At 69.3% G+C, this 15669-nt stretch carries 9 protein-coding genes; 6 read left to right on the forward strand and 3 right to left on the reverse strand.

Going from position 1 to position 15669, the window contains the following annotated elements:
• Window positions 1–83 precede the first annotated feature (83 nt).
• Window positions 84–3272, reverse strand: coding sequence for a hypothetical protein (locus ACLB1G_RS26705; RefSeq protein ID WP_491630308.1), 3189 nt, complete (start codon window positions 3270–3272; stop codon window positions 84–86).
• A 194-nt stretch (window positions 3273–3466) separates the two neighbouring features.
• Between ACLB1G_RS26705 and ACLB1G_RS26710 the strand changes: the two genes are divergently transcribed.
• The 6 genes from ACLB1G_RS26710 (at window position 3467) to ACLB1G_RS26735 (ending at window position 12083) form a co-directional block, all read left to right on the forward strand.
• The gene (locus tag ACLB1G_RS26710) at window positions 3467–3826 is read left to right on the forward strand and encodes an ElaB/YgaM/YqjD family protein (RefSeq protein ID WP_491630309.1); all 360 of its coding nucleotides are present in this window, start codon (window positions 3467–3469) and stop codon (window positions 3824–3826) included.
• A gap of 191 nt (window positions 3827–4017) precedes the next feature.
• Window positions 4018–4938 carry a hypothetical protein gene (locus ACLB1G_RS26715; RefSeq protein WP_491630310.1) on the forward strand — a complete coding sequence of 307 codons (921 nt, stop codon included), beginning with the start codon at window positions 4018–4020 and terminating at the stop codon, window positions 4936–4938.
• Window positions 4939–5048: 110 nt separating this feature from the next.
• Window positions 5049–7478: a catalase gene (locus tag ACLB1G_RS26720; protein ID WP_491630311.1), complete on the forward strand. Its 2430-nt coding sequence runs from the start codon at window positions 5049–5051 to the stop codon at window positions 7476–7478.
• Window positions 7479–7735: 257 nt separating this feature from the next.
• The gene (locus tag ACLB1G_RS26725; protein ID WP_491630312.1) at window positions 7736–9349 is read left to right on the forward strand and encodes an MFS transporter; all 1614 of its coding nucleotides are present in this window, start codon (window positions 7736–7738) and stop codon (window positions 9347–9349) included.
• Between the two features lie 20 nt (window positions 9350–9369).
• Complete coding sequence (locus tag ACLB1G_RS26730; protein WP_491630313.1) at window positions 9370–10584, forward strand: HlyD family secretion protein; 1215 nt, start codon at window positions 9370–9372, stop codon at window positions 10582–10584.
• 95 nt (window positions 10585–10679) lie between these two features.
• The gene (locus tag ACLB1G_RS26735) at window positions 10680–12083 is read left to right on the forward strand and encodes an efflux transporter outer membrane subunit (RefSeq protein ID WP_491630314.1); all 1404 of its coding nucleotides are present in this window, start codon (window positions 10680–10682) and stop codon (window positions 12081–12083) included.
• Here the strand turns inward: ACLB1G_RS26735 and ACLB1G_RS26740 are convergent.
• The gene (locus tag ACLB1G_RS26740) at window positions 12067–12528 is read right to left on the reverse strand and encodes an AraC family transcriptional regulator (protein ID WP_491630315.1); all 462 of its coding nucleotides are present in this window, start codon (window positions 12526–12528) and stop codon (window positions 12067–12069) included. The two genes, ACLB1G_RS26735 and ACLB1G_RS26740, sit on opposite strands and share 17 nt — an antisense overlap.
• A 10-nt stretch (window positions 12529–12538) precedes the next feature.
• Window positions 12539–15667: an efflux RND transporter permease subunit gene (locus ACLB1G_RS26745; RefSeq protein ID WP_491630316.1), complete on the reverse strand. Its 3129-nt coding sequence runs from the start codon at window positions 15665–15667 to the stop codon at window positions 12539–12541.
• Window positions 15668–15669: the final 2 nt, after the last annotated feature.

Genomic DNA, 15669 nt, shown 5'->3' on the forward strand with positions numbered 1-15669 from the left:
GCAGGGCCAGGCGCCGCGACGCAGACAGTGCGCCTGCACGGCAAGGAGCGGCAACGACGCCATGGTCTTTTTGGAACGGGTTCTTAGCGGTTGACGTCGCCGCTGGCGATGGTAGTGCCGCCCGCGCCGCCCGGTGCGGTGACGGCGTTCACGGCATTCACACGCGGGACGGCGAGGCCGTTGGCGCCGCCGGGCCGGTTGGCCGTCGCCACCGTGTCGTTGATGGCGTAGGCGGCGATGGCGCCGGCCAGGGCCGGATTGGCGCGCAGAGGGTCGGCCTGGCCGGCCGGGTTCCGGCCGGCGGCGTCGGCGGCCGCCTCGGCGTCGGCCGCGACCTGGGCCGCCAGGTCCGTGGCCGGGCTGGTGGAGGCGCTGGCCTGCAGCGCCGCCGCGTTGATGGCGGCGTTGGCCGCCGCCTGGGCCGCGCGCGCTTCGGCCATCGCGGTTTCCGCCGCCGCGTTGGCCGTGGCCAGCTGGGCGGCGATACTCTGCGCCTGGGCCGCCAGCTGGGCGGCGGAGTTGGCGCTGTCCCGCGTGGCGCTGGAGCTGGGGGCGCTGCGCGCTTGCGCCGCTGCCTGGGCGGCGGCGGTGCTGGCGGCTGCCAGTTCGGCGGCCGCGCTCTGGGCCGCGCGCGCCTGTTGGGCGGCGGTGGCGGCCGCTGCATTGGCTGCCGCCACGGTGGCGTTGGCGTCGACCTGCTGGGCGCTGGCCTGGGCAGCCGCCAGCGCGGCGGCGGCCTGCTGCGCGGCCTGGGCTTGCTGCGAGGCGGTGGCGCTGGCCGTGGTGGCGGTCTGCAGCGCGTTGGCCGCCGTCTGCGTGGCGCGGGCCTGGATGGCGGCGGCGTTGTCGGCGGCCTGTCCGGTCTGGGCCTGGGTGGCCTGCTGCTCGGCCGTGGTCCGGGCGGCTTGCTGGGCCCCGGTTTGCTGCTGGACGTCCTGGGCCTGGTTGGCCTGCTGTTCGGCCGTGGTCTGCGCGGCCTGCTGTGCCTCGGCCTGCTGCTGGGCGTCGAGTACCTCGTTGGCCTGCTGCTGGGCCTGCAAGGTGGCGGCGCTGTTGGCCGATTGCTGGACTTGCTGCCGGGCGGCGGTCAGCGCCGCTTGCCGGGTATCCTGGGCCGTGGCTTGGGCGTTGGCCTGCTGCAGCGCCAGCGTCTGCTGGTCGGATTGCGCTTGCTGGGCTACCTGCTGGGCTTGCTGCGTGGCCAGGTCGGTCTGTGATTGCTGCAGCGCTTGTTGGGTGGCGGCGCTGAGCTGGGCATTCTGCGCGGTCTGGGCGTTGGCCTGGTTGGCTTGCAGCTGGGCTTCCAGCTGCGATTCCAGCTGGGCCTGGGCAGCGGCCTGGGTCGGGGTCTGGTTGCCCGTCACTATGGCGGCGGCTTGCTGCGCGGCGGCCAGCTGGGCTTGCGCCGTGGCCTGCTGCAGTGCGGCTTGCTGGGCCGCGATCTGCTGGGCGGCGGTTTGCTGCGCCGCCGTCTGCTGTGCCGTCTGCTGGTTGGCGGCCTGGTTGGCTTGCAGCTGCGCGGCTTGCTGTTCTGCCGTCTGGTTCGCCTGCAGGCGTGCTGCCTGTTGCGCGCTCTGGTTGGCGGTTTGCTGCGCTGCTTGCTGGTCGGCCAGTTGGTTGGCCTGTAATTGCGCGGCCTGCTGTGCCTCGGGTTGATACTCCGCTTGCGTAGCCTGCTGTTGCGTGGCCTGGCCGGCCTGCAACTGCGCGGCCCGCTGTGCCGCTGTTTGATACGCTGCCTGGGTGGCTTGCTGCTGCGCCAGCGGGTCGGCTTGCAGTTGAGCGGCCTGCTGTGCCGCCGTCTGATTTGCGGCCTGCTGTTCGGCCAACTGCTGGGCTTGCAGCTGTGTAGCCTGCTGTGCCGCTGTCTGGTTCGCCGCCTCGATGACTTGCTGCTGCGTCAGCTGGTCGGCTTGCAGTCGAGCAGCTTGTTGGGCTGCCGCCTGGTTTGCCGCCTGCGTGGCTTGCTGCTCCGCGAGCTGGTCAGCCTGCTGCTGTGCTGCCTGCTGGGCTGCCGCCTGGCTTGCCGCTTGCGTGCCTTGCTGCTGTGCGAGCTGGTCAGCTTGTTGCTGCGCGGCCTGCTGGGCAGCCGCCTGGTTTGCCGCCTGCGTGCCTTGCTGCTGCGCGAGCTGGTCGGCCTGCTGCTGTGCCACCTGCTGGGCTGCCGTCTGGCCTGCCGCTTGTGTGTCCTGCTGCTGATCGAGCTGGGCAAGCTGCTGCTGTGCGGCCTGCTGCGCCGCTGTCTGGTTTGCTGCTTGTGTGCCTTGCTGCTGCGCAAGCTGGTCGGTCTGCAGCTGCGCCGCCTGCTGGGCTGCGGCCTGTTGTGTGGTAAGCAGGCTGGCGGCCTGGTTGGCCTGCAACTGCGCGGCCTGCTGTGCCGCTGTTTGTATCGTGCCCAGCCGGTTGTTGCCCAGCCCATTCGCCTGCTGCTGCAGCTGCGCCAGGTCGACCAGCGGCGAGGGCGTGCTCTGGATGCGCGGCGCCAGCCGGTCCAGCGCCGCGCGCTGGGCGGCGAGGCGGTCGGCGGCCGTTTCCGGCGCCGGCGTCAGCAAGGCCTGGCGGGCGGCGTTCAGCCGCAGATTGGCCGCCACGCTGGCCGGCGGCAAGGTGCCGTCCGGATTGGCGGCCTGCACCGCGCTGGCCGCATTGCTCAGCTGCTGGGCGAATTCGTTGCCGATGCGGCCAAAGGTGTTGGCCGTCTGCTGCAACAGGTTGGTGGTGCCCTGGCGGTCCACGTTGTAGGCCTGGCGCAGCACGTCCGCATCCAGGCTCAGCCCCGCGCTGGCGTCCGCCAGCAGCGGCGGCTGCAGCGTGATGCCGATGCGCGCCAGGTTGGTCGCCGTGGTGTTGGCTGCGGCCTGGTCGCCCCCATTCTGTCCCTGCTGGGTCAGGTTGTTCACGATGTTGTTGACCAGCGCCGCATTCTGCACCACCTGCGCCTGCTCGAAGGTGGTGGGCGGCAGCAGGTTGAACGCGTTCACCAGGTTTTGCGCTGCGGAATTCAGGTTGGCTTGCTCGGTTTCCGTGTCCGGCGGGCCCTCGCCATTGGCTACGGCGGCCTGCAGCTGGTTGAGCTGCTGTTGCGATTGCGAGACGCTGGAGAGGAATTGCGCCACCGGCGAGAAATCCACGGCCGTGGACGCCAGCGGCGCCAGCTCGATGGTGCTGCTGACGGTGGCCGCAGGATTAACCGTGACCGGCGTGGCCGGCAGCACGGGGTTGGACTGCTGTACCGTGGGCAGCGAGATGGCCGAGCTGGGAGTCGTGGACACGGGAAACATTTCCTTCTCCTGCAAAGAGATCCAAGCGCCTCAGTATCCTCCTTTTTGGGCCCCAGCGTCAGTGTGCGTACGCACATAAGCCCGCCAGCCGGGAGAGGGGGCGATTTTGTTAGCTGCCGCACTGTGGCCATGCGGCCGAGCGCCTATCGTGGATTGACCTAACAACCCCACATAAAGGAATGACCATGAGCGCTAACATCGACACCAGCACCGACAACAAAATCAACACCGCCCGCGAAGGCGTGACCCAGATCAACCGCGACCTGCGCGCCGACGCCCACACCGCCATCGACAAGGTGGCCGACAAGGTGCCGGCCGTGACCAACCGCCTGGCCACCAGCGCCCACAACGGCGTGGACAAGGTCGCCGACACCGTCGAAAACTCCTCCGTCAGCCTGTCCGAGCGCGCCAAGCAGTTCAGCGCCTCTTACAAGGAGTACGCCGAAACCGGCCGCGAATACGTGCGCAACAAGCCCGCCATCTCGGTGCTGATCGCTGCAGCGGCGGGCTATGGCCTGTCCAAGCTGCTGAGCTCGCGTAAATAAGCTCCTGCCGTGCCCCATATCGACGGCGGCGCCGCCACCCAGCGGTAGCCGCCGCATTTTTTGCCTACAGAAGCTGTTTCAGAATGACCATGGCGTCGTTGCAGCACCTCGCCGTGCAGGCGCACTGCCTTCGGTGCCGCGCCTCGCCCTGCTCATTCTGAAGCAGCTTCGTACCCGTGAGGAGACCTGCCATGCTATCGCAAGCCCCGATTCCCGGCGTCGCGCCGGCCACGGTGTTGACCGCCGATTTCGACGGCCACCACGCCGGCGTCAGCTGGAGCGCCGTATTTGCCGGCGCCGCCGCAGCCGCCGCCTTGTCCTTCATCCTGCTGATCCTTGGCTTCGGCCTGGGCCTGTCGGCCGTCTCGCCATGGCGCTACAGCGACGCCCCGATCGGCCGCTCCACCATCCTGTGGCTGACCTTCATGCAGCTGGCCTCGGCCGCCGTGGGCGGCTACCTGGCAGGACGCCTGCGCGTCAAGTGGGCCAGCGTGCACGATGACGAAGTGTATTTCCGCGACACCGCCCATGGCCTGCTGGCCTGGGCCGTGGCCACCCTGCTGACCGCCGCCGTGATGGCGGGCGCCGTCAGCGCCGTGTTCAGCGGCGCCACCAAGGCCGGCGCCGGCGTGGCTGCCGTCGCCGCCAGCGCAGCGCCAGCCATGGCCCAAGCTGCGGCGCCGGAGGGAAGGGAGCGCGCCCTGGGCGGCTACTACGCCGATGTGCTGCTGCGCAGCCCGAGCGCCGCGCCGGACACCGACAATGGCGCCCAGCGCGCGGAAGTGAACCGCATCCTGCTCGCCACCCTGCAGAACGGCAGCCTGGCCGCCGACGACCGCCAGTACCTGGCCACCCTGGTGGCGCAACGCACCGGCCTGGCCCCGGCCGACGCCGGGCGCCGCGTGGACGATGCCTATGCCCGCATGAAGAAGGCCGCCACCGACGCCGCCAACGCGGCCAAGGCCGCCGCCGACGAGGCCCGCAAGGCGGCCGCAGCCTCCGCGCTGTGGATGTTCATCGCCCTGCTGATCGGCGCTTTCGTCGCCAGCTTGTGCGCCACATTCGGCGGCCGCCTGCGCGACCGCGTCACGCTGCATCCCAGCCGCGTCTGAACAAGGAGAGAAAACATGCGTTCGATTTTACTGTGGCTGCTGGGCGTGCCCATCCCCGTCATCATCCTGATCGCCCTGATTTCGCACTGATCCCAACCCGAGAGGTAAACATGACGTCTTCCAAGCAATCGCCATCGCCCGTGCAGGGCGCCGGTTCCGTGTTGAGCACCGTGTCCGGGCCATCCTCGGCGCCGCCGCCGCAAAGCCTGGGCAACCCCGGCCCCGAGGCGGCGGCCCTGCTGCAGAAGGTGGCGGCGTCGCAGGAGTTGTCGGCGCAGATACCGTACAACGAAAGCAAGGCCGGCGAGCATGGCGAGGCGGCGCGCACGCCGCAGCCCGGCCGCACCTGCCCCATCCACCATGCGTCGGCCACGGCCAGCACGGCCAGCGAGACCAAGCCCAGCCCGAAAACCGGCGACGGCGTGCCGCCGCAGGGCGTCAATCCGTCCAACGCCGCGCTGGATAGGGTGCGCGTGGACTCGGGCGAACGGCAGCTGACCACCAACCAGGGCGTGCCGGTGGCGGACAACCAGAATTCGCTGAAGGTCGGCCTGCGCGGCCCGACCGCAATGGAAGACTTCATCCTGCGCGAAAAAATCACCCACTTCGACCACGAGCGCATCCCGGAGCGCGTGGTGCATGCGCGCGGCTCGGCGGCGCACGGCTATTTCGAGGCCTACCGCGACCTGGGCGACCTGACCCGCGCCGCGCCGTTCTCGGCGGCTGGCAAGCGCACGCCGGTGTTCGTGCGCTTCTCCACCGTGGCCGGCGAGCGCGGCTCGGCCGATACCGTGCGCGACGTGCGCGGTTTCGCCGTCAAGTTCTACACCGAGGAAGGCAACTGGGACCTGGTGGGCAACAACATGCCGGTGTTCTTCATCCAGGATGCGATGAAGTTTCCCGACCTGGTGCACGCCGTCAAGCCGGAGCCCCACTTCGCCATGCCGCAAGCCTCCAGCGCGCACGATACCTACTGGGACTTCGTCAGCCTGATGCCGGAATCGACCCACATGCTGCTATGGCAAATGTCGGACCGCGCCATCCCGCGCAGCTACGCCACCATGCAGGGCTTCGGGGTGCACACCTACCGCCTGGTCAACGCGGCCGGGGCAGCGGTGTTCGTCAAGTTCCACTGGCAGCCGCTGGCCGGCACCCACTCCCTGATGTGGGACGAGGCGGCCAAGATCATCGGCGCCGATCCCGATTTCCACCGGCGCGACCTGTGGGAGAACATCGAGGCCGGCAACTACCCCAAGTACGAGCTGGGCATCCAGGTGTTCACCGAGGAGCAGGCGGCGCAATTCCCCTTCGATATCCTGGACGCGACCAAGCTGGTGCCCGAGGAACTGGTGCCGGTGCAGATGGTAGGCAAGATGGTCCTGAACCGCAATCCGGACAACTTCTTCGCCGAGACCGAACAGGTGGCGTTCTGCACCGCGCACGTGGTGCCGGGCATAGACTTCAGCAACGATCCGCTGCTGCAGGGCCGCATCCACTCCTACCTGGACACCCAGATCAGCCGCCTGGGCGGCCCCAATTTCCACGAGATTCCCATCAACGCGCCGCTGGCCCAGGTCCACAACAACCAGCGCGACGGCATGCACCGCCAGGCCGTGCACCGCGGCCGCGTGGCCTACGAACCGAATTCGCTGGGCGGCGGCTGCCCGTTCCAGGCCGGCATGGCCGGCTTCACCACCGCCTTCAGCCGCCTGCGCGACGTCCCCGAGGACAAGGTGCGCGGCAAGCCGGAGCTGTTCGCGGAACACTATGGCCAGGCGCGCCTGTTCTGGATCAGCCAGTCGCCGGACGAGCAGGCCCACATCGTCAACGCCTTCCGCTTCGAGCTGACCCGCGTACAGACCCAGGCCATCCGCCTGCGCCTGCTGTCCATGCTGGCCAATGTCGATCCCATCCTGGCCGAGGGCGTGGCCCAGGGCCTGGGCCTGCAGGTGCCGGCGCCCATGCCGCTGGCCACTACCTTGCCGCCGCCCCAGTACGAACCGTCGCCCGCGCTGTCACTGCTGGCGCGCCCGGGCGAGAAGGGCATCAAGGGCCGCAAGGTCGCCATCCTGGCCGCCCCCGGCGCAAAAGGCGACAGCCTGAAGGCGCTGTACGCCGACCTGCTGGCGGCCGGCGCCGTGCCGCGCCTGGTGGCGCCGGCGCTGGGCCAGCTGGTGACGGAGGAGGGCGAGGCCATCGACGTCGAAATCTCCATCGACGCCGGTCCCGCCGTGCTGTATGACGCGCTGGTGGTGGCCGACGGCGTGGCCTCGGTCCAGGTGCTCAAGTCCGATGCGGACGCGCTGGAGTTCGTGCGCCAGCAGTACCGCCACTGCAAGCCCATCCTGGCGCTGGGCGCGGGCGAGGACTTGCTGCTGCGGGCCGGCATCCCCACCAACGGTCCGGCGCCCGGCGTGACCGACGCCTCGCTGTGGGTGGCCGCCGACGGCGGCAAGCTGCAGGAGTCCGTGGACGCCTTCAAGATGGCGCTGGCTTCGCACCGCAGCTTCCTGCGCGAAGCGGCCGGCGTCGCGGTCTGAGTCGTCCCCACCCGTCGCTCCCGCGCACGCGGGAGCCCATGCTGAGCCGGCCGGCCCGCCCAGCATGGACTGCCGCGTGCGCGGCAGTGACGGACAGGCGCATCGTCGCTATCGATACGCAACTCTGCCTTTCGGTTCTTCATTCCCGGGCGCCATGGTGATATGCTGGCGCTCAGCCTCTGCCGATCAATCCGACCCTGACGCCACGCATGGACGTATATGCCCCGCAAAAATGGCTCCCGCATGAGCGCCCCACCTTGCCCGGGTCGCCTTCCAATCCCGATCACCCGGCGGCGCGCCGCCTGGCCTACCTGGTCGTCGGCCTGATCGTCGCCATCACCGGCGGCCTGGGGAACGCCCTGGTCTCGGTCAACCTGCCCTACCTGCAAGGCTCGCTGGGGGTGTATTCGGCCGAGATCCAATGGCTGCCGGCCGCCTACGTGATGTCCACCGTGTCCATGAACCTGCTGCTGGTGAAATTCCGCCAGCAGTATGGCCTGCGCCTGTTCACCGAGCTGTTCCTCGGGATCTACGCGGCCGCCACCGTGGCCCACCTGTTCGTGCACGGCCTCAGTTCCGCCATCGCGGTGCGGGTGGCGCACGGCATGTCGGGGGCGGCCCTGACCACCCTGGGCCTGTATTACGTGCTGCAGGCCTTCACCGCCCAGCACCGCCTGAAGGCCGTGGTGCTGGGCATAGGCTTTTCGCAGCTGGCGTTGCCGCTGGCGCGCCTGTTCTCGTCCGAGCTGCTGGAATACGGCGAGTGGCGCGGCCTGTACTTCTTCGAGCTGGGCCTGGCCCTGCTGTCGCTGGCCTGCGTGCTGATGCTCAAGCTGCCGCCGGGCGACCGCATCCGCGCCTTTGAAAAACTGGATTTCGTCACCTTCGGCCTGTTCGCGCCCGGGGTGGCGCTGCTGTCGGCCGTGCTGGCGCTGGGCCGCACCGTGTGGTGGCTGGAATCGCGCTGGCTGGGCTATGCGCTGGCGGCGTCCATCGTGCTGATCCTGGCGGCCCTGCTGATCGAGCATAACCGCCAGCGCCCCCTGATCAATACGCGCTGGCTCTCGAACGGCAATATGGCGCGGCTGGCGCTATCGGTACTGCTGATACGCGTGGTGCAGTCGGAAGCCAACGGCACCGTCGGCTTCCTGCAGGCGCTGGGCCTGAACAATGACCAGATGCAGACCCTGTGGTGGGTAGTGATGGCCGGGACCATTGCCGGACTGGTGGCCAGCGCGCTGACCATCACGCCGGCGCGCATCCAGCCCTCGCTGATCTTCTCGCTGGCCGTGATGGCGCTGGGCGCCTACATGGATTCGGACGCCACCAACCTGACCCGTCCTTCCGACCTGTACCTGAGCCAGTTCCTGCTCGGCTTTGGCGGCGCCTTCTTCATCGGGCCGACCTTTGTGTCCGGATTCGGCGCCGTGATTGCCGCGCCGAACAACCTGGTCAGTTTTTCCGTGATGTTCTCGATCACGCAAAACCTGGGCAGCCTGCTGGGCAGCGCGCTGGTGGGGACCTTCCAGGTGCTGCGCGAGAAGTTCCATTCCAGTGTGCTGGTCGACCACCTGACCCTGCTCGACCCGCAGGTGGCGGCGCGCGTGCAGTCCGGCGGCGGGACGCTGGCCGATCCCGCCCTGCGCAGCGCCAATGGCGTGGCCAACCTGGGCGCGGCCGCCACGCGTGAGGCCAACATCCTGGCCTACAACGACGTTTTCCTGATGATTACCGTGGTCGCGCTGCTGACCATGGGCTGGCTGCTGGCGCGCTACCTGTGGAGCATCTGCGTCACCTGCCAGCCCGCGCCCATCAACAATGCCCAGACCGGGCTGGCGCAGGTTTCCCTCAACAATGCCGGTTCACGCTGAGTGACTACACTGACTCCACCATGACCAACCCGACTTCACCTACTCCAGCATCGTCCTCCACCACGCCGACCCAGGCCGACGTCAACGCGGTGGCCGCCGCCGCTGCGGCAGCCGCCGTGGCGGCGGCCCAGCCCACCGCGCCGCCTCCCGATACGCGCGGGCAGTGGGTGTCGGCCGCCATCTTTGCGCTGGTGGCGGTGATCGGCGTGCTGGTGGTGCTGTATGCGTGGCGGCTGCCGCCCTTCAGCAGCGCCATCGTCTCGACCGAGAATGCGCTGGTGCGCGGCCAGGTCACGCTGATCGGGACCCAGATCGCCGGCTATGTCACGGAAGTCCATGTGCAGGACTTCCAGAACGTGAAGCAGGGTGACTTGCTGGTGCAGATCGACGATCGCATCTACCAGCAGCGCTACGAGCAGGCCCAGGCCCAGCTGGCGGCGCAGAAGGCGGCGCTGGACAACTGGGCGCAGTCGCGCAACAGCGCCCAGGCCAACGTGGCGCTGAACCAGGCGGCGCTGGCCAATGCCGAGGCGCAGGCCGCCAAGGCGGTGGCGGACCTGAGCCGCGTCAACCAGCTGGCCGAGGATGGTTCGCTGTCGGTGCGCGAGCAGGACCAGTCCAAGGCGGCGCGGGCGCAGACGGCGGCCGCCGTGGCGCAGGCGCGCGCCAGCCTCGATATCGCGCGCCAGCAGGTGCAGTCGGTCACGGTCAACAAGCAGTCGCTGGAAGCGGCGGTGGCCAACGCCGCGGCGGCGCTGAAGGCGGCCAGGGTGGACCTGGACAATACCCGCATCACGGCGCCCGAGGATGGGCAGCTGGGCCAGGTCACGGTGCGCAAGGGTGCCTACGTGAACACGGGCGCACAGCTGATGGGCCTGGTCCCGCGCCAGCTGTGGGTGATCGCCAACCTGAAAGAGACGCAGATGAACAATGTGCAGGTGGGGCAGAGCGCCACCTTCAAGGTCGATGCGCTCGATGGCGCCACCCTGACCGGCCAGGTGGAGCGCATCTCGCCCGCCACCGGCTCCGAATTCAGCGTGCTCCCGGCCGACAACGCCACCGGCAACTACGTCAAGATTGCGCAGCGCATTCCCGTGCGCATCCGCATCGACCCGGGCCAGGCCCAGGCGCGCCGTTTGCGGCCCGGCATGTCGGTCATCGTCAGCATAGATACCTCCTCGGTGCTGAACGACGCCGACCGCAAGGCCGCCGCCAACGCCGGAGCCCAGCGATGAAGGCGGGGTCAGGTCGGGCAAAGCGACAACATAGCCTGCCCGCATGCACCCAGGCGCCGGCAGACGCGCGCGCTGGGGTGGCGCCGCGCCGTGCCGTGACCCGGCTTTCCGGGCTCGCACTGGCATCGCTGCTGGCGGCATGCGCGGCCAGGGCGCCGGCGCCGCCCGCCTCCACCTTGCAGACGCCGCCGCAGTGGCGCAGCGCGGCCTTTGCCGGGCCGGCCGCCCATGCGCCCGCCATCGAGCGCCAGTGGTGGGACAGCTACGGCGATCCGGCCCTGAGCGCGCTGGTGCGCACGGCGCTGGAGCACAATGGCGACCTGCGCATCGCCCGCGCCCGCGTGGCCCAGTACCGGGCACAAGTCGAAGCCACCGCCGCCGCCCAGAAAGCCAGCGTCATCGTGGACACGGCGCCCACCCGCGCCCGCCAGCTGGCCTACACCGGGCAGCCCTACGTCACCAATGTTTACCAGGCCGAATTCCAGGCCAGCTACGAGGTCGACCTGTGGGGCCGCCTGGCCGCCCAGACCGATGCCGCCAGCGCCAGCTATGCGGCCGAGCAGGCCAACGCCGCCGCCGCCGCGCTGTCCATTGCCGCCACCGTGGCCACCGGCTACCTCAACCTGCGCGGCCTGGACGCCCAACTGGAACTGACCGAAGCCACCCTCAAGCTGCGCCAGGAATCGCGCGACCTGGCCAAGCGCCAGTTCGACGTGGGCTACAGCTCACGCCTGGAATGGCTGCAGGCCGAAGCCGAGTACCAGACCACGGCCGAAACCGTGCCGCAGCTGAAGCGCTCCATCTTCGAGCAGGAAAACGCGCTGTCCATCCTCGCCGGCGGCAATCCGGGCCCGATCGCGCGCGGCCGTCCGCTGGCCGAACTGGCGCCGCCGCCGGTGCCGGCCGGGCTGCCGTCCGACCTGCTGCGCCGCCGTCCCGACATCGCCCGCGCCGAATTCAACCTGGTGGCGGCCAACGCCAACCTGCTGGCGGTGCGCGACCAGCTGCTGCCCTCGTTCAAGCTGACCGCCGTGGGCGGGGTGCAGAACCTGAAATGGCACGACTTCCTGAACGCGCCCACGGCGCTGTGGCACCTGACGGCCGCCGCCGCGGCGCCGCTGTATGAGGGAGGAAGGGTGCAGGCGCAGACCGACGCCGCCGCCGCGCAGCGCGACCAGACCGCCATCGCCTACGAGAACGCGGTGCGCACGGCCTTCGCGGAAACCGACAACAGCCTGGGCGCCATCTACCGCCTGAACGAGCAGGCGGTGCAGAACGATGCGCGGCGCGCCACGGCGGCCGAGACGCTGCGCATCGCGCACAACCGCTACCGCAACGGCTACGCCTCCTACCTGGAGGAGCTGGACGCCCAGCGCACGCTGTACAACGCGGACGTGGGACGGCTGCAATTGAAGACGCGGATACTGGTGGCCTCGGTTGACCTGTACCGCGCCATGGGCGGCGGCTGGACGCCGCGCCCCGTCACTGCACCGGAATGAACAAATCCGATTCGAACACGCCGTCCGCGCCCATGGCGTAGTCGGCGGCGTAGCGCTCGAAGCAGGGCCGCGCTGGATCGAAAGCATGGCCGGCCGGTTCCACGCTGGCCACGAAGTCCTGCCAGGCTTGCGGCACCTGGTCCGCCGTGCCCTTGAAATGCACGGTGGCGTAGCGCCCGCCCGGCAGCACGGCGTCGCGGGCCGGATCGGCGGTGCGGTAATTGTCGTCCACGGCCACGCAGGCGTCGTAGCGGCATTCGTTTTCCGGCGTGGTGTGCGGGTCGTCGCGGGTGACGCCATAGGTCACGCGGCCGGTCAGGTGGAAAGCCTGCTGCCAGGGCTGGAACACCTCGGCCCAGAACTCGCCCAGCGCCGGGCCGAAGGCGCCCTTGTAGCGCAGGTAGGCCACTTTCACGTCCGGCAGTTCCTGGATTTGCATGCTCATGCGGTACTCCTCAATGTTCGGCGGCCGGGGTGGCGGCCGCGGGGGTGGACTGGGCCTGGACGGCGGGCTGGCGGCGCAGCTTCTGCATGCCGCGCTTGAGCAGGTGCTCCAGGTCGTCGATGTAGGTGAACACGGCCGGCACCACCAGGAGGCTGAGCAGGGTGGAGGTGATCAGGCCGCCGATCACCGTGATCGCCATCGGCGAACGGAAGCTGGGGTCCGCGCCCCAGCCCAGGGCCAGCGGCATCATGCCCGCGCCCATGGCGATGGTGGTCATCAGGATGGGACGGCTGCGCTTGTGGCAGGCGTCCACCAGCGCATCGAAGCGGCTCATGCCCGCCTGGCGCGCCAGGATAGCATAGTCGACCAGCAGGATGGAGTTCTTGGTGACTATCCCCATCAGCATGATCAAACCTATCATGGACGGCATGGACAGCGCGCTGTGCGTGACCAGCAGCGCCACGAAGGCCCCGCCTATGGACAGCGGCAGCGCCGCCAGTATCGTCACCGGCTGCATGAAGTCCTTGAACAGCAGTACCAGCACGCCGTAGATGCACAGCACGCCGATCAGCATGGCGATGCCGAAGCTGGCGAACAGGTTGGCCATTTCCTCGGTATCGCCCAGTTCCGCGATCTTCACCGACGGCGGCAAATTCTTCAGCGCCGGAAGGGCGCGCGCTTCCTCGTTCAGCTCACCGAGCGAACGGCGGCCCAGTTCCACTTCCAGCGTGATGTTGCGGCTGCGGTTCAGGCGGTGGATCTCGGCCGGGCCGCTTTCCATGCTGATGGCAGCCACGGTGGCCAGCAGCACCGGGCCGTTCTTGCCCGGCACGGTGAGGCGGCCGATGGCGTCCAGGTCGGCGCGCACGGCGTCCGGCAGCTTGACGCGGATCGGCACCTGGCGCTCGGGCAGGTTCATCTTGGTCAGCGCCGTGTCGTAGTCGCCCGCCGTGGCCACGCGCACCGTCTCGCCGATGGAGGAGGCGGTCACGCCCAAGTCGGCGGCCTTGGCGAAGTCCGGCTTGACGATGATCTCGGGCCGCACCAGCGAAGCGGTGGAGCGCACGTTGCCTATGCCCTTCAGCGTGCGCAGTTCGCGCACGGCCTTTTGCGCGGCCTCGTTGAGCGCCACCGGGTCTTCCGAGCGCAGCACCAGCTGCATCTTGACGCCGTTGTCGGCCGCGCCGACCTTGAAGCGGGCGCCGGGGATGGCGTCCATCTTGCGGCGCAGCTGTTCCTCGATGTCGGGCAAGGACTCCTTGCGCTCGGTGCGGTGCACCGTGGTCAGGGTCAGGACGGCGATGCGGGCCTCGGCCGCCGCGCCGGGGGCGAAACTGTCGCCGCTGGAGCCGCCGCCGATGGAGCTGAAGATGCCGGTGATGCCTTTCACTTCCATGGCGGCCGCGCGCGCCTGCCCGGCAATGGCGCGGGTCTCGGCCAGGGTGGAGCCGGGCGGCAGTTCCAGCGTGATCTGGGTCTGGGCGCGGTCGGCGGCCGGCACGAAACCGGTCGGCAGCAGCCCGGTCAGCATCATGGAGCCGACGAAGAAGGCGGCCGAGGCCAGGCCGGTCAGCAGTCGATGCCGCAGGCACCAGCGCATGGTGCGCATGTAGCGCGCCATGATGGGGCCATCTTCCTGCGCCTTGTGCACGGCGGGTTTCAGCAGGTAGGCCGCCATCATGGGCGTCAGCAAGCGCGCCACCACCAGCGAGGCCAGCACGGCCAGCACGGCGGTCCAGCCGAACTGCTTGAAGAACAGGCCGGGAATGCCGCTCATGAAGGCGGTGGGCAGGAACACGGCCACCAGGGCGAAGGTGGTGGCGATTACCGCCATGCCGATTTCGTCGGCCGCTTCCGTGGCGGCCTGCATCGGCGTTTTCCCCATCTGCAGATGGCGCGCGATGTTTTCGATTTCGACGATGGCGTCGTCCACCAGCACTCCCACCACCAGGGCCAGCGACAGCAGGGTCACGGTGTTGAGCGTGTAGCCGAACAGGTAGATGCCGAGGAAGGCCGGCATCACCGACAGCGGCAGGGCGGCGGCGGCCACGATGGTGGCGCGCCAGTCGCGCAGGAACCACCACACCACCAGCACCGCCAGCAGCGCGCCTTCGTACAGCAGGTGCATGGAGCCGGCGAAGTCTTCCTCGACCGCGGTGGAGTTGTTGATGACCTGCTTGAGCACCAGCTTGGGATGGGCCTTCTGCAGTTCCTCGACGGCGGCGCGGGCGCCGCGCGCCACCGCCACTTCGCTGGCGCCCTTGGTGCGGAAGATCTCGAAGCCGACCACTGGCTTGCCATCCTGCTGCGCCAGGGCGCGCGGTTCGGACACGGTGTCGCTCACGGTGGCCACCTGGTCCAGCCGCAGGTGGCGGCCGTCGCCCAGCGGCAGGTCGATGGCGGCCAGTTCGGCCGCCGATTTCACGGTGGCGATGGTGCGCACGGCTTGCTCGGCGCCGCTGACGTCGCCGCGTCCGCCCGGCGCTTCCTTCTGCACCAGGCGCAGCTGGCGCGACACGTCCAGCGCCGAAACGCCCAGGGCGGCCATGCGGGCGTCATCGAGTTCCACGCGGATCTCGCGGTAGACGCCGCCCACGCGCTTGACGGCGCCCACGCCGGGCACGGCCAGCAGGCGCTTGGAGACGGTGTTGTCGACGAACCAGCTCAGTTCTTGCGTATCGTAGCTGTTGCCGGCGTCGGGGCCGGCGGCCACGGTGAAGGTCTGCACCACGCGGCCGGCGGTGCTGGCCTTGGTCACGGTGGGATCGCGCAGCTCGGCCGGCATGTCGGGCTTGACCCGCGCCACCGCGTCGCGCACCTCGTTGACGGCTTCGTTCAGCTGCTTTTCCAGGATGAATTCGACCGTGATGGTGGCGGCGCCGTCCAGCACCGTGGTGTAGATATTCTTCACCCCCTGCAGGGTGGCGACCGAGTCTTCGATCTTGCGCGCCACCTCGGTTTCCAGCTGGGCCGGGGCGCTGCCGTCCAGCACCGCGCTGACGGTGACGATGGGCAGTTCGATGTCGGGGAAGTCCTGCACCGGGTTGGCCTTGTAGGCCAGGGCCCCGGCCAGCGTGAGCAGGACGAACAGCATGATGGCCGGAATCGGGTTCCGGATCGAGAGGGCGGAAAAATTCATGG

The organism is Duganella kummerowiae, from assembly GCF_053572355.1.

Excerpts from the sequence above, each read along its gene's own strand:
- ACLB1G_RS26710 (WP_491630309.1), top strand. The coding sequence starts at position 3,467 with ATGAGCGCTAACATCGACACCAGCACCGACAACAAAATCAACACCGCC.
- ACLB1G_RS26715 (WP_491630310.1), top strand. The coding sequence starts at position 4,018 with ATGCTATCGCAAGCCCCGATTCCCGGCGTCGCGCCGGCCACGGTGTTG.
- ACLB1G_RS26720 (WP_491630311.1), top strand. The coding sequence starts at position 5,049 with ATGACGTCTTCCAAGCAATCGCCATCGCCCGTGCAGGGCGCCGGTTCC.
- ACLB1G_RS26730 (WP_491630313.1), top strand. The coding sequence starts at position 9,370 with ATGACCAACCCGACTTCACCTACTCCAGCATCGTCCTCCACCACGCCG.
- ACLB1G_RS26740 (WP_491630315.1), bottom strand. The coding sequence starts at position 12,528 with ATGAGCATGCAAATCCAGGAACTGCCGGACGTGAAAGTGGCCTACCTG.
- ACLB1G_RS26745 (WP_491630316.1), bottom strand. The coding sequence starts at position 15,667 with ATGAATTTTTCCGCCCTCTCGATCCGGAACCCGATTCCGGCCATCATG.